The 21,204-nt window shown below is 64.3% G+C and carries 18 protein-coding genes and 1 pseudogene; 12 read left to right on the top strand and 7 right to left on the bottom strand.

Annotated features, from left to right (window positions below; genetic code table 11):
• Both Q7V20_RS24290 and Q7V20_RS24285 read left to right on the top strand, forming a co-directional pair.
• Positions 1-192: pseudogene (locus Q7V20_RS24290) on the top strand (phosphoglycolate phosphatase); the annotation flags it as partial.
• Positions 193-221: 29 nt separating this feature from the next.
• The gene (locus tag Q7V20_RS24285; protein WP_304796920.1) at positions 222-818 is read left to right on the top strand and encodes a thioredoxin family protein; all 597 of its coding nucleotides are present in this window, start codon (positions 222-224) and stop codon (positions 816-818) included.
• A gap of 6 nt (positions 819-824) precedes the next feature.
• On the opposite strand, the gene Q7V20_RS24280 is transcribed toward Q7V20_RS24285, so the two are convergent.
• Positions 825-1,106: a DUF427 domain-containing protein gene (locus Q7V20_RS24280; RefSeq protein ID WP_304796917.1), complete on the bottom strand. Its 282-nt coding sequence runs from the start codon at positions 1,104-1,106 to the stop codon at positions 825-827.
• Between the two features lie 83 nt (positions 1,107-1,189).
• On the opposite strand from Q7V20_RS24280, the gene Q7V20_RS24275 reads away from it, so the two are divergent.
• Together Q7V20_RS24275 and egtD are read left to right on the top strand one after the other, a co-directional pair.
• Positions 1,190-2,527, top strand: a complete 1,338-nt coding sequence (locus tag Q7V20_RS24275) for an SUMF1/EgtB/PvdO family nonheme iron enzyme (protein ID WP_304796914.1) — start codon at positions 1,190-1,192, stop codon at positions 2,525-2,527.
• A gap of 24 nt (positions 2,528-2,551) precedes the next feature.
• Complete coding sequence (gene egtD, locus Q7V20_RS24270; protein ID WP_304796912.1) at positions 2,552-3,523, top strand: L-histidine N(alpha)-methyltransferase; 972 nt, start codon at positions 2,552-2,554, stop codon at positions 3,521-3,523.
• A 7-nt stretch (positions 3,524-3,530) separates the two neighbouring features.
• Here egtD and Q7V20_RS24265 read toward each other — a convergent pair whose 3' ends face one another.
• Positions 3,531-4,178, bottom strand: a complete 648-nt coding sequence (locus Q7V20_RS24265) for a bifunctional 4-hydroxy-2-oxoglutarate aldolase/2-dehydro-3-deoxy-phosphogluconate aldolase (RefSeq protein WP_304796908.1) — start codon at positions 4,176-4,178, stop codon at positions 3,531-3,533.
• Entirely contained in the window at positions 4,175-6,010 is a 1,836-nt protein-coding gene (gene edd / locus Q7V20_RS24260) for a phosphogluconate dehydratase (protein WP_304796905.1), read from the bottom strand. The genes Q7V20_RS24265 and edd overlap by 4 nt, the downstream gene beginning before the upstream one ends.
• A gap of 94 nt (positions 6,011-6,104) precedes the next feature.
• Between edd and Q7V20_RS24255 the strand changes: the two genes are divergently transcribed.
• From Q7V20_RS24255 to Q7V20_RS24245, 3 genes are read left to right on the top strand one after another with little or no spacing between them, the layout of a single operon-like run.
• A complete protein-coding gene (locus Q7V20_RS24255; RefSeq protein WP_304796903.1) occupies positions 6,105-6,323 on the top strand; it encodes a hypothetical protein in 219 nt (72 codons plus the stop codon).
• Positions 6,324-6,348: 25 nt separating this feature from the next.
• Positions 6,349-7,161 carry a fumarylacetoacetate hydrolase family protein gene (locus Q7V20_RS24250; protein WP_304796900.1) on the top strand — a complete coding sequence of 271 codons (813 nt, stop codon included), beginning with the start codon at positions 6,349-6,351 and terminating at the stop codon, positions 7,159-7,161.
• 55 nt (positions 7,162-7,216) lie between these two features.
• Complete coding sequence (locus Q7V20_RS24245; protein ID WP_304796926.1) at positions 7,217-9,802, top strand: DEAD/DEAH box helicase; 2,586 nt, start codon at positions 7,217-7,219, stop codon at positions 9,800-9,802.
• On the opposite strand, the gene Q7V20_RS24240 is transcribed toward Q7V20_RS24245, so the two are convergent.
• Complete coding sequence (locus Q7V20_RS24240) at positions 9,750-10,538, bottom strand: hypothetical protein (protein ID WP_304796897.1); 789 nt, start codon at positions 10,536-10,538, stop codon at positions 9,750-9,752. The two genes, Q7V20_RS24245 and Q7V20_RS24240, sit on opposite strands and share 53 nt — an antisense overlap.
• Positions 10,539-10,733: 195 nt before the next feature.
• On the opposite strand from Q7V20_RS24240, the gene Q7V20_RS24235 reads away from it, so the two are divergent.
• The 3 genes from Q7V20_RS24235 to Q7V20_RS24225 all read left to right on the top strand — a co-directional run bounded on the left by Q7V20_RS24235 (position 10,734) and on the right by Q7V20_RS24225 (position 16,552).
• Positions 10,734-14,837 (top strand): hypothetical protein, encoded by a 4,104-nt coding sequence (locus Q7V20_RS24235; protein WP_304796894.1) that lies wholly within the window; start codon positions 10,734-10,736, stop codon positions 14,835-14,837.
• Between the two features lie 20 nt (positions 14,838-14,857).
• Entirely contained in the window at positions 14,858-15,763 is a 906-nt protein-coding gene (locus Q7V20_RS24230) for a recombination-associated protein RdgC (protein WP_304796891.1), read from the top strand.
• A gap of 102 nt (positions 15,764-15,865) precedes the next feature.
• The gene (locus Q7V20_RS24225) at positions 15,866-16,552 is read left to right on the top strand and encodes an OmpA family protein (protein WP_304796888.1); all 687 of its coding nucleotides are present in this window, start codon (positions 15,866-15,868) and stop codon (positions 16,550-16,552) included.
• 7 nt (positions 16,553-16,559) lie between these two features.
• Here the strand turns inward: Q7V20_RS24225 and Q7V20_RS24220 are convergent, their stop codons facing one another.
• Both Q7V20_RS24220 and Q7V20_RS24215 read right to left on the bottom strand, forming a co-directional pair.
• Positions 16,560-16,931 carry a hypothetical protein gene (locus tag Q7V20_RS24220; RefSeq protein ID WP_304796885.1) on the bottom strand — a complete coding sequence of 124 codons (372 nt, stop codon included), beginning with the start codon at positions 16,929-16,931 and terminating at the stop codon, positions 16,560-16,562.
• A gap of 87 nt (positions 16,932-17,018) precedes the next feature.
• The gene (locus Q7V20_RS24215; protein ID WP_304796883.1) at positions 17,019-17,903 is read right to left on the bottom strand and encodes a metal-dependent hydrolase; all 885 of its coding nucleotides are present in this window, start codon (positions 17,901-17,903) and stop codon (positions 17,019-17,021) included.
• 166 nt (positions 17,904-18,069) lie between these two features.
• Between Q7V20_RS24215 and Q7V20_RS24210 the strand changes: the two genes are divergently transcribed.
• Both Q7V20_RS24210 and Q7V20_RS24205 read left to right on the top strand, forming a co-directional pair.
• Complete coding sequence (locus Q7V20_RS24210; protein ID WP_304796880.1) at positions 18,070-19,077, top strand: AraC family transcriptional regulator; 1,008 nt, start codon at positions 18,070-18,072, stop codon at positions 19,075-19,077.
• Between the two features lie 53 nt (positions 19,078-19,130).
• Entirely contained in the window at positions 19,131-20,300 is a 1,170-nt protein-coding gene (locus Q7V20_RS24205; protein ID WP_370652566.1) for an HPP family protein, read from the top strand.
• Between the two features lie 15 nt (positions 20,301-20,315).
• On the opposite strand, the gene Q7V20_RS24200 is transcribed toward Q7V20_RS24205, so the two are convergent.
• Positions 20,316-21,204, bottom strand: an 889-nt coding sequence (locus Q7V20_RS24200) for a GAF domain-containing protein (RefSeq protein WP_304796878.1), incomplete at its 5' end; no start/stop codon positions are given.

Genomic DNA, 21,204 nt, shown 5'->3' with positions numbered 1-21,204 from the left:
AAATCACACACAGCGCATGTGGGCGACTCCTCGATCGATGTGGAGACCGCCCAGCGTGCTGGCGTTGCTGCCTGGGCCGTTCCCTACGGCTACAACGGCGGACAACCCATTGAAGATTCCCAACCCGACGGCGTGTTTACCGACATCGCCCGAATCGCTGACCATGTGCTCAACCTGCGCATGGCCGCTTAATTGTCAACCGACGAGTTAAGGAGATATTCATGGCTGTGACGACCCCCATCGCTGACCTTGGCTGGCACGCTGCCCCATTCCGCCTCAAGGGCGTGGACGGCAAGATGCACACACTCAAGGAGCTGTCAGGCCGACATGGCACGCTGGTCATCTTCATCTGCAACCACTGCCCTTATGTGAAGGCCGTGTTGCCGCGCATCATCCGCGATGCCCGTGAGTTGCTGCCTTTGGGCGTGAACACCATCGCCATCAACTCGAACGACGATTCCACCTACCCGGAGGACAGTTTCGAGAACATGCAGCGCCTCGCTGCCGAGATGGATTTCCCGTTCCAATACCTGCACGACGACACGCAGGAAGTGGCGCGCGCATATGGGGCCGTTTGCACCCCTGATTTCTACGCCTTCGACGGTGGTGGCTGCCTGCACTACCGTGGCCGCCTGGACGCTTCCGGTCGCGAACCCGCCCCTGAAGACGCCCCGCGTGAATTGTTCGACGCCATGCGCCTGATCGCCTATTACGGCTATGGCCCGGGCGACCAATACCCTAGCATCGGGTGCTCGATCAAATGGCGCGAGACCGAACTGGATGACGCGCCTTCGGGCCAGAAGGCCCTGGCCGCCTGACGTTGGTCAATCTTCGATCGAGACGCCGCGCATGAAGGCCACGCGGCCCTTGATCTCTTCGGCCGCTTCCTTGGGGTTGGGGTAGTACCAGACCGCGTCCTGGTTGGCATCGCCATCCACGAACAAAGTGTAGTAGCTGGCCTCGCCCTTCCACGAGCACATGGTACGTCGATTGCTGGACAGCACGTACCCGCGCTTGAGCGCGCTCTCGGGGAAATAATGGTTGCCTTCAACCACCACGATGTCGTCACTTTCGGCGACGATCACGCCGTTCCAGATGGCTTTCATGTTGTCCTCCTGATGACCCCTGTCATCGACGGTGCAACTGTACTTCGGTTATGGTGGGCGCCACCCGCCCTTGCTCACGTGCCATGAACCGCGAAGAACTGATTGCCCTTGATCGTCCCGACGTTCGGCCGCAGCTTCTGGCGCGCTGGCAAGAGGCCCGTTCGATCACCGATGCCTTGTTCAGCAGCCTGTCACCCCAAGTGCTGTACCAGCGCCCGATTGCCGAGCGGCACCGCATCGTCTTTTACCTGGGGCACCTGGAAGCCTTTGACTGGAACCTGCTGACCACCCGGCGGGCGGTCAGTGCGTCGGTCAACGCCGGCTTCAACCAGTTGTTCGCGTTTGGCATTGACCCGGTGGGCACCGGTTTACCGCAAGATGTGCCGAGCGACTGGCCAGATCTGCAGGACATCCACGCCTACCGCGATGCGGTTCGCGAAGCGCTGGACGAACTCGTGTGCACTTTGCCGGTGAGCTGGCCAGGGCCCTGGGCCGGTGGCGGTGGACGCCACTTCGATGCCGCCTGCTTGCTCAATGTGGCCATCGAGCACCGTTTGATGCACGCTGAAACCCTGGCCTACATGCTGCACCGTTTGCCGGTGGGTTCGCTGCGCGAGGAAGAGGCGTCTTTGGGCGCCCAGGCGGCGCCCGCCCGGTCAGCACTGCCAACCAGCATGGTCAGCATTCCCTCCGGAACGGTGATCTTGGGGGAATCTCGAAGCAAGGCGCAGGCGTTTGGGTGGGACAACGAGTTCCCGGCGCACGAGGTCGCGGTGCCGGCCTTTGCCATCGATCAACACATGGTCACCAATGGCCAATACCTGGCCTTCATGGCCGATGGCGGCTACGAACGCGCTGAATGCTGGAAACCTCAAGACTGGGCCTGGCGTGAGAGCCAGGGCATCAGGCAACCTGCGTTCTGGCGCTGCGAACGCGATGGCTGGTGGCTGCGGACCATGCACCAGGAGTTGCCTTTGCCCTTGGATTGGCCGGTGTACGTCAGCCATGCCGAGGCCAGTGCCTATGCGCGTTGGGCCGGCAAGGCTTTGCCCACCGAGGCACAGTGGATGCGGGCGGCATTGGGTGCCCAGCCACTGCAGGTCGGGCAGTGCAACGCCGACTTCCGCCGTTGGGATCCCGAGCCCGTGCAGGCCTGCCAGCAGGTCAGTGGCTTTGGCGTGGTGGGCATGTACGGCAATGGTTGGGAGTGGACCCGCAGTGCCTTCGAGCCCGCCGAAGGTTTTGAGGCCTTTCCGTTTTACCCAGGGTATTCCAAAGATTTCTTTGATGGGCAACACTTCGTGTTGAAGGGCGGCTCACCTCGGACAGCCGCCTGCATGCTCAGGCCCTCGTTTCGCAACTGGTTTCAAGCGCACTACCAGCACGTCTACGCAGGCTTGCGTTGCGTCAGTGCAGATTGATCTCAAAACAGAAAGACCACCGGCATGACCCACCCCACCGCACCCACCCCCGCCCAGGCCGATGCGTTTGCCACCGATGTCTATGGTGGTTTGACGCAATCGCCCCAGAAAACACTGCCGTCCAAGTACCTGTACGACGCGGTCGGGTCGGCCTTGTTCGAGGTCATCACGCATCTGCCGGAATATGGCCTGACCCGCGCGGACGAGCGCTTGATCAAGACGCATGCCCAGGACGTGCTGATGAGCCTGGGCCCCGTGGGCACCGTGGTGGAGCTGGGCAGCGGCAGCGGCCGCAAGACCCGCTGGATCCTGGAGGCGTGTGCCCGTCGTCAACCGTGCACTTACTACCCCATCGAGATCTCGGCCACGGCCTTGGCGCATTGCAGCCGCGAACTGAGCGACATCCCAGGGGTGAAGGTGCTGGGCATCGAGCGTGAATACCTGCCCGGCCTGCAACAGATCACCGCCATGCGCCAGGGTGAATCGCCCATGCTGGTGCTGTTTCTGGGCAGCACCATTGGCAATTTTGCGCGGCCCGATGCCCAGCGATTTCTGGGTGAGGTGCGCAAGATGATGCGCCCGGGCGATGCCTTGCTGCTGGGCACCGACCTGGTCAAGCCGACGCCAGCGTTGATCAATGCTTACGACGATGCCTTGGGCATCACCGCAGCATTCAACCTGAACCTGCTGGTGCGCATCAACCGGGAGTTGGGCGCCCATTTTGATCTGCAGCAGTTCCAGCACGAGGCGCGCTTCAACCTTGAGACTAGTGCCATCGAGATGCACATCCGGTCGCGCATCAGGCAGTCGGTGGACATCCCTGGTGCAGGCCTGAGGGTTGAGTTCGAGGTGGGCGAAACCATCTGGACCGAGATCAGCCGCAAGTACCTGGCGGCTGACGTGCTGGCCATGGGGGGCCAGGCTGGCTTCACCGCGGCCGGCCAATGGATTGACCAGGGCTGGCCCTTTGCCGAGACCTTGCTGGTGGCGGCTTGATCGCGGTTCAGCAAGTCAGTCGGCCCAGCCCGCTGGAGGCGTGGGCCAGCACCTCGATGGCCGACCAGTCACCCGCTTCCACCACCGCGGCAGGCGCCAGCCATGAGCCACCCACGCAGGCCACGTTGGGCAAGGCCAGGAAGCTGGGGGCGGTTTCGACCGTGATGCCGCCCGTGGGGCAAAACAGCGCATCGGCGAATGGTCCGGCCAGGGCCTTGAGCATGGCCACGCCGCCAGCTTGCTGGGCCGGGAAGAACTTGAAGCACTCGAAGCCCGCGTCCATCGCGGTCATCAACTCGCTGGCCGTGGCCACACCCGGCAGCAGCGGAATGGCTGCCTTCTGGGCGAACTGGGCCAACGCCGGGGTCAGCCCGGGTGACACCGCGAACTGAGCCCCCGCGCGCGCAACGTCATCCCATTGCTTGGCGGTGGTCACGGTGCCCGCGGCGATCACGGCTTCGGGCACTTCGCGGGCCAGGGTTTCGATCACTTCCAGCGCGTTGGGGGTGCGCAGGGTGATCTCCAGCACCTTCAAGCCGCCTGCCAGCAAAGCGCGGGCCATGGGCACGGCGTCGGCGGTGCGGTGGATCACCAGCACGGGGATCACGGGACTCAGGCGCATCACGGCCGCCAGCATGTGGTTCTTGTTGCTCATGGATTGACGTGGGGTAGGCCAAAAGACATGGCGCCTTGCTCGGCGCCGGTGACGGCATGGCGGAAGGTACCGAACAGCTCACGGCCGCTGCCATGCGTGTTGGCGGACAGATCATGCACCGGGGTTTCACGCAGTGCCCATTCCTCTTCATCGACCAGGGCAGTCAAGATGCCGGTGTCGGCATCCAGGCGGATGATGTCGCCATCGCGCACCTTGCCCAGCGGGCCGCCAGCCAGGACTTCGGGCGTGATGTGGATGGCGGAGGGCACCTTGCCCGAGGCGCCCGACATGCGGCCATCGGTGACCAGGGCCACATGAAAGCCCTTGTCCTGCAGGTTGGCCAGGGTGGGGGTGAGCGAATGAAGCTCGGGCATGCCATTGGCGCGTGGCCCCTGAAAGCGCACCACGGCCACGAAGCTGCGCTCCAGCTCGCCGCGCTTGTAGGCCTCAATCAAGTCTTCCTGCTGGTCAAAGACCACGGCGGGCGCTTCGATCAGGCGATGCTCTGGCTTGACGGCAGACACCTTGATCACCGATCGGCCCAGGTTGCCATTCAGCACCTTGAGCCCGCCATCTTGAGAGAAGGGCGTGGCGAAGGGTGCCAGCACCGTCGCATCACCGCTGTCAGGTGGCACGGCTTGCCAATGCACTTGCTCGTTGTGCAGCATGGGCGTTTGCGTGTAGTGATGCAGGCCCCGGCCCATGGCGGTCAACACCTGGGGGTGCAGCAGGCCGGCGTCCAGCAACTCGCGGATCAGGAAGGCCATGCCGCCAGCCATGTGGAACTCGTTGACGTCGGCATAACCATTCGGGTACACACGGGCCAGCAGCGGCACGATGTTGGACAGGGCATCAAAGTCATCCCAGTCGATGATGACGCCTGCCGCCCGGGCGATGGCCACCAGGTGCAAGGTATGGTTGGTGGAGCCGCCGGTGGACAGCAGGCCGACGATGCCGTTGACGATGGCCTCTTCATCAATGACCTTGCCCAGCGGGATGTGGTGGCTGCCCAGGTGCGTGATGCTGGCGACGCGGCGCGCGGCCTCGCGCGTCAAGGCCTCGCGCAGCGGCGTGTTGGGCGAAACAAAGGCCGATCCAGGCAGGTGCAGGCCCATCACTTCCATCAGCATCTGGTTGCTGTTGGCGGTGCCGTAAAAAGTGCAGGTGCCCGCCGAGTGGTAGGACTTCTCTTCGGCTTCCAGCAAGGCTTCCTTGCCGATCTCGCCCGCCGCGAACTTCTGGCGAACCTTGGCTTTCTCGGCATTGGGCAAGCCCGAGCCCATGGGGCCGGCGGGCACGAAGATGGTGGGCAGGTGGCCAAAGCTCAGGGCACCGATCAACAGGCCGGGCACGATCTTGTCGCACACGCCCAGGCATAGCACGGCGTCGAACATGTTGTGTGACAAGGCCACCGCCGTGGACATGGCGATCACGTCGCGCGAGAACAGTGACAGCTCCATGCCGGGCTGGCCTTGCGTGACGCCATCGCACATGGCGGGCACGCCGCCAGCGAATTGCGCGGTCGCCCCAGCTTCACGCGCGGCCTGCTTGATCCATTCAGGAAAGGCCTGCAGCGGCTGGTGCGCAGACAGCATGTCGTTGTAAGACGAGACGATGGCGATGTTGGGCTTGCGCTGTTCGCGCAGCCAGATCTTGTCGCCAGGCTCGGCGGCGGCGTAGCCATGGGCCAGGTTGGTACAGCCCAGCTGCGCGCGGCCCGATTGGTTGGATCGGCCAGCGTCTTCGATGCCTTGCAGGTAGCGCTGCCGCGTGACGGCGCTGCGTTGGCGGATGCGCTCGGTGATGGCCAGAAGCTGAGGATGGGTGTTCACGGCTGGATCAGAGGGTTATGAGGGCGAATGGCATGACTTAAGATGCCTTGTGCTGAATTCTGGCACCACATCGTCCATCGGGAGAATTTGAATCATGAATCCAGTCAAGGTCATTGGCATTGTGTTGATCGTGGCAGGCACGCTGGGTTTGGTGTACGGTGGCGTGAGCTACACCAAAGAGCATCAGGCGGCCAAGATCGGCCCGATCGAACTGTCCATGAGCCAGAAGGAAACCGTGGCCATTCCCACCTGGCTGAGTGTGGGCGCCATCCTTTTGGGCGCTGCTGCCCTGGTCTTGCCCAGCAAGCGCTGAGCCTGCTTCCGGATCGATGGACGTCATGACAAGGTCGTCTTCAAAAGCGTTCAATGCGGCCCGCATCCTGGCTGCTCGCCGTGCTTCAGGTGAGCAAGGGGCGCGCCTGCCAGAGGATTGTCGCCCCCGGTCTCTGGATGACGCCTTCGACATCCAGGCAGAGGTCACCCGGCACCTCTCGGCGCGCATCGGCGCCTGGAAATGTGCCTTGCCCCTGGAAGGCCGCTTGACGGCCGCCCCCATCTACGCCCGCACGGTCCACACGGACAGTCCCTGCGCGGTCTTTGCCCACGATGGCCAGGTGCGGGTCGAGCCGGAACTGGCGTTCATCCTGGGCCGAGACCTGCCGGCACGTGCCGCGCCCTACAGCCTGGCAGAAGTGGACGACGCGATCGTGCGCACGCACATCGCCCTTGAATTGATCGACAGCCGCTACACCTCTGCCGAGGCGGCCCAAGCCAGCTTTGCCGAGAAGCTGGCCGATGGCCTGGTCAACCAGGGCCTGTTCCTGGGCCCCGAGGTCAATGCCGCGCTGTCCAGCGCTGCCACTGACCTGCCCATCCGCGTGCGCCCGGCCAGCGGCGCTGAGAGCCTGCACGAGGGGCACCATCCCAATGGCTTGCCCCGATCGCCGCTGTATTGGCTGGTCGAGTTTTTGCGCAGCCGGGGGCAGGGCTTGCACGCTGGCCAGGCCGTGATCACTGGCTCTTACGCAGGCAGTTTCACCCTGCCTTTGAACGAAGACATCGCCATCCAGTACGGTGAGTTGGGCACATTGAGCGTGCATTTCACGCGCCTGATCCTGGGCCAGTTCAGTGAGCCGTCCCCGCAGCAGTGAGGCCGTGCGCGCCTGGGTAGACGCGCTGCGCCGCCAGGCCGACAAGGCCACCTTGATGCAACTGCCGCCCTTGCTGGGCGAAGATGCCGCCCGCGTGATGGCTTTGCTGCGGGCCAGTGCCGACGAGCCGATTCCGGGTGAGTTGCTTGAATCGGTCCAGGCGGCCGCCGGCGAAGTTCAAGGGCACTTTCGCCCCAGGCTGACCTTGCAGACCTTGAGCCGTGGTGATGGCCTGCTGGGCATGAAGCCTTCAGGCTTGTTTGGCCCACGCGGTGGCACGGTGACCGTGGCGCACATCGACTGGACCTATGCCACCGACGATGGCCTGCGCTGGGAAGCGCCCGCGCCCACCGCCCTGCTGAACAGCCGACCCAAGCCCATGCAGCCCTTGGAGGACGCGGGTGGCCAGCGTGTGACGATGCGGCGTGATCTGGGTGCCGAGGCCGATGCGTTGGACGCCATCCGCGCTTTGGGCTTTCACCCCTTGCCGCCCGATGCCTTGCAATGGCGCATGGCCAACGCGGAGGGCGATCACGACCACCTGTGGTCCTTGCTGCAGGAAGAATTCTTTGGTGACTTCTGGGCTGACCAGGCACCCGGCCTGCAGGCCCAGGGTTGGACGGTCGTGGTGCGCCCCGGTTTCGCGCATGAAAGCGTGCCCGTCGAGGCCTGGCGCCTGATCGTCGATGCCGAAACCGGCGAGGTGCTGGGCAAGGAAGTGGCCTCTCGTCTGCGTGGCCGCGCGGCCTTGCCCGATGGCTTGGGCCTGGCCCGGCGCGAAGGCTCCTGGCTCTTGTCCCTGGGCGTCGAGATTGATGGCCAGACCCTGGACCTGTCACCTTTGCTGGCCGACCTGTTGCGCCGTGATGCGCGCTGGCTGGATGCCGACAAGGTGGCGGCCATCGACGATCTGGCCTTGATCTCTCTGCGGGCGCCCGGTGGCAAGCGCATCCACGCTTTGGCTGCACCGCTCAAGGTCATCGTGGGCGCCATGCTGGATCTGCTGACCGATCCACGGCGCGTCGATGGGCCACTGCGCCTGTCGCCCTGGGACGCTCACCGCATCGACGATCTGCGATTGAGCCTGCTCGACACCCAGGCTGATCGCGCGGGTGTGCATGGTGTCTGGCAATTGCAAGGCGCCGCTGGATTGCAAACCTTGGCAAGGCGCCTGGAAGGTGCGGGCGAGCCTCGGCGGGTGGAGGCGCCATCGGGCTTGACCATCACCTTGCGGCCCTACCAATTGCATGGCGTGGCCTGGCTGCAGTACCTGCGTGAGCACCACCTGGCGGGCATCCTGGCCGACGACATGGGCCTGGGCAAAACCGCGCAGGCACTGGCCCACATCCTCATCGAGCAGCAAGCCGGGCGGCTTGATCGGCCGGTGCTGGTGGTGCTGCCAACCTCCCTGGTGTTCAACTGGCAGGCCGAGGCCCAGCGCATGGCCCCAGGCCTCAAAGTGCTGACCTTGCAAGGCCCCCGCCGTGCCGATGACTTTGCCCGCATGGCCGAGCACGACATCGTCTTGACCACCTACCCCTTGCTGTGGCGGGACATCCGCGTGCTGGAAGCGCAACCCTTCCACCTGGTGATCTTGGACGAAGCGCAAACGGTGAAGAACGCCTCCAGCCACAGCGCGCGGGCCGTGCGGCGCCTGCACACGCGCCACCGCTTGTGCATGACCGGCACGCCGCTTGAAAACCACCTGGGCGAGTTGTGGGCGCAGTTCGATTTCCTGATGCCGGGCTTTCTGGGGGATTCGCGCAGCTTCCACCGTTTGTGGCGCAAGCCGATCGAGGTCGGCGGAGAGACCTTGCGCGCCGAGTTGCTGGCCAGGCGTGTGCGGCCTTTCATCTTGCGCCGCCGCAAGCAGGACGTGGCCACCGAGCTGCCGCCCAAGACCGAGGTGATCAAGCGCCTGCAGCTGCAAGGCCGCCAGCGCGATCTGTACGAAAGCGTGCGCCTGGCGGCCGACGAACAGGTGCGCCGCGTCATGCAGCGCAAAGGTTTCGCGGGCGCACAGATCACCATCCTGGATGCTTTGCTCAAGCTGCGGCAGGTGTGTTGCGACCCCTACCTGCTCAAGGGCGAGCAAACGCCCAAGACCATGGAGCGCGCCAAGCTGGAAATGTTGCTGGACATGCTGCCGGAGCTGGTCGATGAAGGCCGGCGCGTATTGGTGTTCTCGCAGTTCACCGAGATGCTGGGCCTGATCGAGCAGCAACTGGATGCCTTGCACTTGCCGTGGCTGGCCTTGACCGGCCAAACGCCGCCCTCCAAGCGTGGCGAGGTGGTGGCACGGTTCCAGAACAAGGAGGTGCCCATCTTGCTGGTCAGCCTGAAGGCCGGCGGTGTGGGCCTGAACCTCACTGCCGCCGACACCGTCATCCACGTCGACCCCTGGTGGAACCCGGCGGTGGAAGAGCAGGCCACGGCCCGTGCACACCGCATCGGGCAGGACCAGCCGGTGTTCGTCTACAAGCTGGTGGTGGAGGGCAGCATCGAGGAGCGCATCCTCGAGCTGCAGTCGCGCAAGGCCGCGCTGGCCGAGGGCGTGTTGGGCAGCGATGGCGCCGCCACGCCCAAGTTCAGCGCTGCGGACCTGGACGCGCTCTTGGCCCCCTTGGCCCCGCCGCAGTGAACCGGGCGTGCAACACCAGGGCGGCCGCCACGGTGGCCAACAGGTGCTTGAGCGTGTGCCCGCTCACCAGCAGCAAGCTGTCAAGGATGGTGTGGTCGGCCAGCTCGCAGGCCTTGGCCATCATGTAGCAGACCATGGCCAGCAAAAAGGCCCGGCGCTGCACCCAAGGCGCCCCGGCTTGCCATTGCACGATGGGGATCAGCACCAAGGGCATCAACTGCAGCAGCAGGTAGGGGCGCAAATCGTCCGCGCCCAGCAGGTCGGTGAAACGCCACCAACCCACGCTGGCCACGGCCAGCAAAGCCAGCACCGGGGTGACCCAGCGGCCCGCCCCAAGGTGCTCTCGCCAGATGGCCCACAGCAGCCCGGCACACGCTAGAGCGATGGGCAAGCGGTCCCACACCAGGCGGGCGTTGTCTGGTGCCAGGTGATACCAGCCCGATCCCAGCGCCGTGAGCAGCAAGGCGGCGAAGAACAGGCGGTAGCCGGCATGGCCTGGGGTGCGCACCAGCCCGCCCTGGTTCAGTTGGAACAAGCCCCAAAGGCCCACGAGAGCGAAGCCGATGTTGGACAGCACATCGGCGGCATGGGGGATGCTGAGCCATCCGCGCTGGTTGGCAAAATGGTGGTAATCGGCGAGTTGATGGATCGGGCCGTGCAAGCCCATGGCAGTGAGGGCGATGAGTAGCACCAGCCCTGGCAAAACGTGGCGTGATCGAAGTGAAGACGATGGCATGAGAGCTCCCTGTTGGCATGGTTCTGAAGCAGAACGTGGCCGCACTGTGCCCAGCGTTGAAGGGCGTGCAAAGCGATCTCTGTCAGGTGGAGCCGGGCAAGCCCGCTGGTATCGGCCAGCGATACTGAGGCGCTCAATTTGGAAAATCGCACCGATTTCTGGCAGAGTCCGCAGCAGATCAACACAGGGGTGGGTATGCGCTTCATTTCCAGGTCGGCGGTTGCGGCCATCGCGGGCTTCTTGAGCAGCGTGGCGATCGCGGCGCCTTTGGGCAAAAACGAAGTACCCGCCAGTCTGAAAGACTGGTTACCTTGGGCCATGCATGGCCATGAGGCCTTGCTGTGCCCGCCGCCCTACAACGGTGACCAGGCCAAGGCCTGTGTCTGGCCCTCATCGTTGGAGTTGCGTGCCGGCACGCAGGCCGCCAGCTTCCGTTTCGAGGTGCAGGTGTTTGGCTCGGCCTCGCAGGTCGTGCTGCCAGGCGAGGCCACACGTTGGCCCCAGGACGTCAAGGCGAACGGGCGCGCCATGCCGGTCTCCGAAGAGGACGGGCACCCGGTGACTTTGCTGGCGCCCGGCCGCCACGTGGTCGAAGGCAGCATCCCCTGGAAGGACATGCCGCAAGACCTGCAGTTGCCCAAAGGCGTGGGCAGCGTGGTCTTGTGGGTGGATGGGGCGCAGGTCGCGCGCGCGCCAGACGCCGAGGGCAGGGTCTGGCTGAAGCAAGCCCCGCAAGTGGCCAAAAGCACCGACGCCCACACCGTGCACACCACGCGGCTGGTGGACGACCAGGTGCCCTTGCGCATCACCACGCACTACGACATCGCCATCTCGGGCAAGGCGCGTGAGATCGAGCTGCCCCTGGCCTTGCTGCCGGGTCTGGTCGCCGAGTCCATCGACAGCCCTTTGCCTGTGCGCCTGCAAGACAAGGGCAAGCTGGTGGTGCAAGGGCGACCAGGCAACTGGTCGATCGAGTTGCGGGCGCGGCTCATGTCGCCGGTGCAGGCCTTGAGCTTGCCCAAAGGCGGGGCGTCAGAGGATGAGGTCTGGTCGTTTGCCGCGCACAACGATGTTCGGCTGGTGAGCGTGGAAGGCGCCGCGTCGGTGGACCCCAAGCAGGTGGCCATGCCCGAGCCCTGGCGCGCCTACCCCGCGTACCGACTTCGGCCGGGCGACACCTTGAAGCTGGTGCAGACGCGCCGCGGCAATCCCGTGCCCAACCCCGACAGCCTGAGCATCGCTCGCGAGCTGTGGCTGGATTTCGACGGGCAGGGCTACACCGTCCACGATGAGATCAGCGGCACCTTGTCGCGTTCTTCCCGCCTTGAGTTGGCCGCGCCTGGCGTGCTGGGCCGCGCCGCTCTGAACGACGACGATCAATCGATCACCCGTCTGAAAAACCCCGGGCCTGATGGCCTGGAAGTGCGCACGGGCGCGGCCCGTTTGAGCGCCGACAGCCGGGTGGTGGGCGGTGTGCGCACCTTGCCCGCATCGGGCTGGGCTGTTGATTTCAACAAGGCCTCGGCGGTGTTGAACCTGCCCCCCGGTTGGCGTTTGTTGCACGCTGGCGGTGTGGACAGCGCCGATGGCTCCTGGGTGTCACGTTGGACCTTGTGGGATTTCTTCTTCGTGCTTTTGAGTGCTTTGGCCGCAGGCAAATTGTTTGGCTGGAAGCGCGGTGCTTTGCTGGGAGCGGCACTGGTATTGTCCTGGCACATGCTTGGCGCGCCGCAATCGTTGTGGCTGATCATGCTGGCCTGCCATGCGCTGAGCAAGGTCTTGCCTTCAGGCAGGCTCCTGGTGCTGTCAACCTGGGCTGAGAAAGCCTGTGCCGGCTTGATCGCCTTGGTACTGCTGCCGTATGCCGTGCAGCAGGTTCGCTTGTCGATGTACCCGGCGCTGGAACGCCCTTGGCAGACCATGGGCGAGGCACAGCCAGAGCGCGATCAGGCGGCTTCCGAAGCGGTGGACGCGGTCATGGCGGAGGCGCCTGCCCCCGACGCCGATGGCGCACCACCAGCGTCTGTGAGCAGCCGGGCGTACAGCGTGAGCAAGTCGCTGGTCGTGCCCGCGCCAGCGTCCGAACGCAAGTCGGCGCCAAGGATGGACGAGCAGGATCCCGGTGCCAAGGTGCAGACGGGGCCGGGCTTGCCCAGTTGGCAATGGAACGCGCATCGGCTGGCTTGGCAAGGGCCGGTGCAGCAGGCCCAATCGTTGCAGCTGGTGCTTTTGCCTCCGGCTGGCACGGTGGTCTTGCGCCTGGCCAGTCTGGCCTTGCTGGTCACGGCCCTGTTGAGCATCGTGGGCAAGACACCCTGGTGGCCCACGGGGCGCAGCAAGCCTGTTCCGGCACCAGGTGCGGCCCTGGCGACCATGTTGGCCTGGGTTGGCGCCGCCTTGCTGATGGGGACACAGGGCGATGCCCGGGCGGCCGAGCCCACACCCGCCGAGCCCGTGACCGCACCCGCCAGCGCCTTGCTGGACGAGTTGCGCCACAAGCTGACCGCGCCCCCCGACTGCATGCCTCGTTGTGCCGATGTGCCGCGCCTGTGGTTGGCGGCGACCGGCTCGCGCATCCAGTTGCGCATCGAGGCCCATGCCTTGGCCGATGTCACCATGCCTTTGCCAGGGCAGGGCGTGAACTGGCGGCCAGCCACCGTCACCGTGGATGGCCGGCCTGCGGTCATCCGCCGAGATGATGCGGGTGCCTTGTGGATCGCCTTGAGCCAAGGCGTGAGCCAGGTCGTGCTGGAAGCCGATGTGGGCAATGCCTCGGCGGTGGACATCTCGCTGCCCCTGCCGGTGCGCGAAGTCAAGTCACAAACCCAGGGCTGGACCTTGGCCGGCCTGGACGCCCGCGGTCTGGCCTCAGGCGCACTGAGCTTGTCACGTGAGCAATCATCCGTCCCATCTGAAGACCGGGGCACGCAGCGGGATGCGCTGTCACCCTTTGTCCGTGTGGAACGCACCTTCCACCTGGGCCTGCGCTGGACGGCCGAGACGCGCATCCAACGCATCACCCCCAGCCTGGCGCCGCTTCGGGTCAAGGTTCAACTGGTGAATGGTGAATCGGTCAACGACGATGCCGTGCAAGTGCAGGATGGCGTGGCCACGGTGCAGTTGGGCGCGAATGAGTCGGTGGCTTTTGCCAGCACCTTGAAAGAGTCGCCCAAGCTGTCCTTGAACAGCGCCAAGGAAGCGAATCAGATCGAAGTCTGGAAGCTGGACACCTCCACGCAATGGCACGTGGCCTTGTCGGGCATTGCGCCCGTGGTGCACCAGGAGGACGGACGCTGGATGCCCACCTGGCAGCCTTGGCCGGGCGAGCAGGTGGCCATTGACGTGTCCAAACCCAGCGGCGTGGCGGGCCAGACCTTCACGGTCGACCGGGTGGACACCAGCTTGAACCCAGGCGCACGTGCCACCGATGTTTCCGCGCAAACGGCCTTGCGCTCCAGCCAGGGCGGCAACCACCGCTTTCAGTTGCCTGCTGGTGCCGAGCTCCTGGCGGTGTCCGTGGATGGGCAAGTGCTGCCGGTGCAGCAGCAAGCCGGTGCCGTCATGGTGCCCATCACGCCCGGCGCCCACGTGGTCAAGCTGGATTGGCGCGAGCCGCGTGGCATGTCCTGGTGGTTCCAATCCCAGGCCGTGAATGTGGGTGCGGCGGGCGTCAACGACCGCACCTCGATCAACGTGCCGACGGACCGCGTGGTGCTGGCCGTGGGTGGCCCCACCGTTGGCCCCGCGGTTCTTTTCTGGGGCGTGTTGATCGTCATCATCGCGGTGGCCTGGGGCTTGGGGCGCTCACGCTTCACCCCGCTTGGCGCCGTGTCCTGGGTGCTGCTGGGCCTGGGCATTGCCCAGATGTCGCTGATCGGCATCGCGGTGGTGGTGGGCTGGTTCCTGGTGATGGAATCACGCCGTCGATTCGGGCCTGCCTTGAGCAGCAGGCGCTGGTTCATCACCGCGCAGATCACGGTGGCGCTGTGGGGCCTGCTGGCAGCGGGTGTTCTGCTGGAGACCGTGCGGGTGGGTTTGCTGGGTTATCCGGACTTGATGGTGCTGGGCAATGGCTCTGACGCCGGGCACCTGCATTGGTACGCCGACCGCTTTGCCGCCACCACGGCCCAGGCCTGGGTTTTCTCGGCACCGGTGTATGTTTACCGGGTGGTCATGCTGCTTTGGGCGCTTTGGTTGTCCGCTTCGCTGCTGAAGTGGGTGAAATGGGCGTGGGAGTGTTTCAGCGCGGGCGGCCATTGGCGGGATAATCCGAAACCCCCGCAGGCTCCCCCTGTTTGACATCAACCACAAGGACCCCAGTGTTCAAGAATTTGACGGTGTATCGCATCGGGCCCGATTGGTCGGCCTCGGTGGCTCAGATGGAAGAAAGCCTGTACAAGGCCCGGTTCGTGGAATGTGGCGCCACCCAGCAGCAGTCGTCTGGCTGGGTGGAACCTCGCGGCATCAAGCACGCGCCCCTGCTTGAAAAAGTGGGTGGCCACTTGCTGCTCAAGCTCATGATCGAGCAACGCGTGCTGCCCGGCGCGGTGATCAAGCGCCGCGCCGAGGAGATCGCGGCCAAGATCGAGCAAGACACCGGCCGCAAGCCCGGCAAGAAGCAAACCAAGGAGATCAAGGAGCAGGCCATGCTGGAGCTGCTGCCCATGGCCTTCACCAAGCAGGCGTCCATCAACGTCTGGATTGATCCCGAGCAACGCCTGTTGCTGGTGGATTCGAGCAGCCAGGGCAAGGCCGACGAGGTGGTCAGCTTCCTGGTCAAGACGCTGGAGACCATCCCCGTCAGCCAGTTGCACACCAAGCAATCGTCGGCGGTGGCCATGTCGGAGTGGCTGGTCAGCGGCGAGCCGCCTGCCACCTTCACGGTTGACCGCGATTGCGAGCTGAAATCGGCCGACGAGATGAAGTCGTTGGTGCGCTATTCAAGGCACCTGCTGGACATCGATGAGGTGCGCCAACACATCACCAGCGGCAAGGTGCCGACCAAGCTGGGCATGAGCTGGGAAGGTCGCGTCTCGTTCATGTTGACCGACACCATGCAGATCAAGAAATTGACTTTCCTGGACGTGGTGTTCGAAGGCCAGAAGGCGGCCAGCAAAGATGAGGCCTTTGACGCCGATGCCGCCATTGCCACGGGGGAGTTGAGCCAATTGATTCCCGACCTGGTGGATGCCCTGGGCGGCGAGCAGGCCATCGGCGGGGTTTGAGGGCGCATGCTTGTCAGCGCCGTCTTACAAAACGGCGCGACATGCGCTGATGGGCGCTTTCACGGGCGGGGCTCACAATCGTTTCAAAACGGAGACCATCTCATGAACATCAAGACCCAATCCCCCGCTCGTGGCCGCATTGCTCAGCGCGCCATCGCCATCGTTTCCTTGACCGCCTTGCTGGGTGGTTGCGCCGAGATGACCGACACCCAACGCCGCACTGGCACGGGCGCCGCCATTGGCGCTGCCACAGGCGCGGTGATCGGCTCCACCACGGGTGGCAAGGCCGGCACTGGTGCCTTGATCGGCGGCGCTTTGGGCGCGATTGCCGGCAACGTGTGGTCACGCCACATGGATTCGCAACAGCGCGCCATGGAGCAAGCCACCCAAGGCACGGGCGTTGAAGTGACCCGCACCAATGACAACCAGCTCAAGCTGAACGTGCCGGCCGATGTGTCCTTCGACGTGGGCCGCGCCGACATCAAGCCCGAGTTGCGCAGCGTGCTGGAGCAATTCGCCAGCGGCCTGAAGACCCAGCCCAACACGCTGGTGAACATCGTGGGCCACACGGACAGCACTGGCTCTGATTCGGTGAACGAGCCCTTGTCGCGTGAACGCGCTCAAAGCGTCAAAGCTTTCCTGGTGGACCGTGGTGTGGGCAGTTCCCGGGTTGACACGCAAGGCCGTGGCGCCCGCGAGCCCATTGCCGACAACGGCAGTGCAGATGGCCGCTCACGCAATCGCCGCGTGGAGATCTTCCTGCGCGAACCAGCCAGCGGCAACGGCTGATCTTTGATCAGTTGGTGATGCGCATCAACCAGGCCTGGGCCTCGTTGATGTCCACAAACGCTTTCATCTGAACGCCCCGGTCCACCGAGAGTTTCTCGAACTCCCGGGGCGATTCAAAGACGGCAGGGCGCACCACCACAGCCACCGCGACGTGCATTGGCATGTACAGCGGTTGCGTTGAAGCAAAGCGGTGGTGTTCTGTCACCGTGGGTTCGCGAGTCACGGCACGGGTATCGACCAGCATCCGGCTGAAACCATGCTCGGTCAAAGCCGCCACGGCCTGGGCGCGACTCGACTCCATGTCGGACAGGTCCACGGTCCCTTCATGGATCACGCACACAGTGCGGGTCTGCGTCCAGATCTCTATTTGATAGCTCATGACCGAAGGTGCTTTCGCAAGGCCTCCAGCATGAGGCTTGTGCAACATCTTCAATTCATTTGAAGAAACCAAAAAACGCTGTCTTTTTCACGCCAGACCGGCTTTGAACAAGGCATCGCCTGCCAGCATGGGGTCATTGGTTTCTTCATAAGTCTTGATCCAGACCGGGTAGCTGTGGATCACCGCGTGCTGCCAGGGGTGGAAGCCGGGCTTGAAGTACGCCAGCAGCTTGAGCAGGTTCTTGGAGAACAGGCCGTTGATGCCGTACAAGAAGTTCAGGCCTTTCAGCGCCATGAAAAAGCGCTGGGTGCGCGTGAAGCCATCGTCGCGCAAGAAGCGGTTGGTCAGGCGCAGGCTGTCCTTGATGACCTTGTACATGGCATGAACCAGCGCCGTGCACCGCAAGACGTAACCCACCTTGGCCACCTTGGTCATCACGTCATAGGCCACGGCCTTGTGTTCCATTTCTTCAATCGCATGCCAGGCCCACATGGCGCGCACTTTCTCGTGCGCGGGCGCCATCACGTCCCGTTCCGAGAACAGTGATTCGGCCATCATCGCGGTGAAGTGCTCGAAGGCTGCTGTCAGGGCCAGGTTGTAGGCGGGCGAGTATTTCTTCGTGTAGTCGTCGAAAAGGTTCTTGACCTCGACCACCAGGCCGTCCACCGACAAGCCTTGCTGGCGCAACACGGCGTTGTACTGCGTGTGGGCAATGCCATGCTGGCCTTCCTGGCGGGTGAAGTCCCGCACGTCCTGCGCCAGCTTGGGGTCGGTGATGAGGTGGCGGAAGGCGCGCACGCTGGTGATGAAGTAGCGTTCACCATCCGGAAAAGCGGCCTGCATGCCGTCGAACACGCGGGTCTTGAACGGATCACCCCCGAACCAGAATCGAGGCAGCTTGTCGTCCAGCTGGAAGTCCAGCTTTTCGCGGGGCACGATGTGTTCGGGTTTGCTGGGGTGTGGCGTCGTCATGCTGTCGTCCTCTTGGGTAGCTACTGCTGGCTTCAGTCTAAAAATGACGCAATGAGGCGGCCATGACAATCAGCGACAGCGAGGAACCGACGGCGACATGCCATGATGCTCAGCTTCCAGGACCTTCGGGTGATGCAAGGGTTAGTGCTGAAATGGGCATGCAGTCATGAGTGGCGGCGACTTTCTCAACTTCTACGTGATGTCCACCTTGTCCAAGGCGGGCGCGCGCTGTGGTTTCAACATGCAAGAGGCGGTTGGCCGCGCGCAGATCAATGTCGAGGTGTTCGACAGCCATTTGTCCAAGCTCAGCCTGGCGGCCTTGCGGCGCTTGTTCGAGGTGTGCGAGGCCGCCACCGAAACCGCCTACTTCCCCCTGGTGCTGGGCGACACCTACGGCTTTGACGCCATCCCCGAGGTCGACACCTTCATCGCCACCTGCGCCACCTTGCGGGCCGGCATGATGGCGCTGGACTGGATGCCGCACATCGTGCACCCGGCCCTGCGCATCGCCACGTCGGAAGATGCGGCCACCTTCAATGTGACCTTGCGGGTGGAAGGCGACGAGCCCGTGCACCCGGGCGTGGTGGAAGCGGCGCTCACCTGCATCGTCAAGTTCGCCCGCATGATCTCGCCGCGCGAAGACCCCTTGCGCGAGGTCTGGTTCCAGCACGGTCCGCAAGTGGATCCGCGCGTGTACGGCTCTTACTTTGGCGTGCCGGTGCGCTTCAACCAGAGCGAGAACCGCCTGATCAACGCGTCCAGCAGCCTGGACAAACCGCTCAAGGGCGGTTTTCCTTCGCTCAATGCGCAGGCGCAGTTGATGGTCGAGCAACGCCTGAAGAAGCTGAGTGAGCAGGGCACCCTGACCACGCGCATCGAGCAACTGCTGTCCTTGCGGACCGACCTGTTGGGCGCCAAGGTGGATGAAGTGGCCTTGTTGCTGGACCTGCACCCGCGCACCCTGCAGCGGCGCCTGAAGGAAGAAGGCGAAGGCTTTGCCGAGGTGCAGACCCGCGTGCGCCATGAACGGGCGCGCAAGCTCCTGCATGAGACCGACCTGGACATCGAAGCCATCAGCGTGAAGCTGGGTTTTCAGGATCGGCACAGCTTCACGCGGGCTTTCACGCGCTGGGAGGGTGTGACGCCCGTCGTGTTTCGTCGGCCGCAGGGTTGATCGCCTGGCGGGTATGCTGAGCGCCCGCTCAGTCAACGTCAGCGCCTCTGCCCATGACCACCCCGTCCACATCAGAACTTTCGCGGCCTTTGATGGCCAGGCTGTCCACCTGGTTGGCCGCATTCTGGCCAGCGCCGGTCGCGGTGAATGCCCAAGAGCGTCTGCGCGCGGTGGTGGGGGCTGTGATCGGGGTTCTGTTTGCGGCCGTGCTCAGCCGGCTGATCGTGGGCACCTCGTCAAGCCTGCCCTGGCTGGTGGCGCCCATTGGTGCCAGTGCGGTGCTGGTGTTCGGGGTGCCGGCCAGCCCCTTGGCGCAGCCCTGGGCGGTGGTGGGCGGCAACACGGTGTCGGCCCTGGTGGGCATTGCTTGCGCCAATTGGATTGGCGATCCTGCCGTGGCAGGTGCTGTGGCGGTCAGCCTGGCCATTGCGCTGATGTTCAGCCTGCGCTGCCTGCATCCACCGGGTGGTGCCATGGCCTTGATCGCGGTGCTCACGCATGCCACGGCCTTCCACTGGGCGGTGTTCCCGGCCCTGGCCAATTCGATGCTGTTGGTCGTGGCGGGCATTGTCTACAACTCGGCCACGGGGCGGCGTTATCCGCATGTGCAAGTGGCGTCCCGAACACCCGGCGACGCGGCCACGAAATCGCGCTTCAGCTCGGCCGACATCGACGTGGTGCTGAGCCGCTACAACCAAGTGCTGGACATCAGCCGCCATGACCTGGAAAACCTCTTGCAGGAAACCGAGATGGAGGCCTACCGCCGCCAACTGGGCGAGATCCGTTGTGCCGACATCATGTCGCGTGAACTGATTGCGGTGGAGTTCGGCACCTCGCTGCAAGAGGCCTGGGCCCTGTTGCGCAAGCATGGCGTCAAAGCCTTGCCGGTGGTGGACAAGCTCAATCGCATCGTCGGCATCATCACCCTGGCTGACTTCATGCGCCATGCCAACGTTGATGTGCATGAAAGCTTTGGCGAGAGGTTGCGCGAATTCGTCAAACGCAGCACCACCATGCACTCTGACAAGCCCGAGGTGGTCGGCCAGATCATGACGCGGCAGGTGCGCGTGGCCAGTGCAGACCGGCACGTGGTCGAACTGATGCCCCTGTTCTCAGAAGGCGGGCATCACCACATCCCCATCATCGGCGAGAAGAACAAGCTGGTGGGCATCATCACCCAGTCCGACTTTGTCAAGGCCTTGCACCGCAGGGTTGAGCCATGACAACTGGCGCCAGTGTCAAAGGTACAAGGCCAGCACTTCATTGACCTCGCCGTCAGACACGACCGGGATGGCGATCATGGCGTCACCCAGCGCAGGCACACCCGTCATGAAGGCGCTGGCCAGGGGGTTCTGAGTAGAGTCCAGGGCAATCGGCTCCGCCGGTGAGGACAGGCTGCCCTGCGTTTCGCAAAACCCGAAGCTGCGCTCCAACTGCTGACGTGTCGCATCAGGCGCCCAGCTTTCCAGCTTCTGCGCGATGGGCGTGCCCAGGGCCGACAGCAAGGTCAAAACGTAGACCTCGTCGGTCTTGGTGGGGCAGGGCAGGCCCAACCCACGCGTGATGCCGGCTTCGGCGGCGGTGGCGCCCCGCAAAAAGCGGGGCGAAGCGCCCAGGTTTTCCATGAACACGGCAGCGCCACGTTGCCAAGCCAGGCCAGGCAGGCCGGTGCCGCGTGGCAAGAAGGTGTCCTTGGACAGGATCTCGAACGAATCGGAGGCCGTGCCGTAGTAGCCATCCACCAGGGTCATGTCGGTGGTCACGCGTGGGCTGTTGTGCCACAACTCGATCGCGCCGGCGCGCGCGTCGGCGCTGCCGCCAAACAGCACCACCACGGCCTTCAAGGTGCTGCCCAGGAACAGGGGCAGGGCGATGGCGCAACTCAGCCCGGCGTCCTGGGCGGCGGCCGTGCGGCGAAAGTGCAGGCTGTCAAATTCTTTCAGCAGGATGGGGCGGCCTTCTTCCCAGGCCTGGCCGGGCAGGCCTTCGCCCATGCCGAAGCACAGTGAGCGCGTGGCGGCGGCAAAGCCCTTGGCGGGGCCGAACAGCCCGCCTCCAAACTCCAGCAGGGTGTGGTCCTGGTCGGGCAACCAGATTTCGGCGATGCGGATGAATGATGCTTTCATG

Origin of the sequence: Aquabacterium sp. (assembly GCF_030652515.1) — a bacterium.
Classification (GTDB): domain Bacteria; phylum Pseudomonadota; class Gammaproteobacteria; order Burkholderiales; family Burkholderiaceae_C; genus Aquabacterium.
Note: the sequence above shows the minus strand (reverse complement) of the source record. Positions and strands in the feature narration are given on the sequence as shown.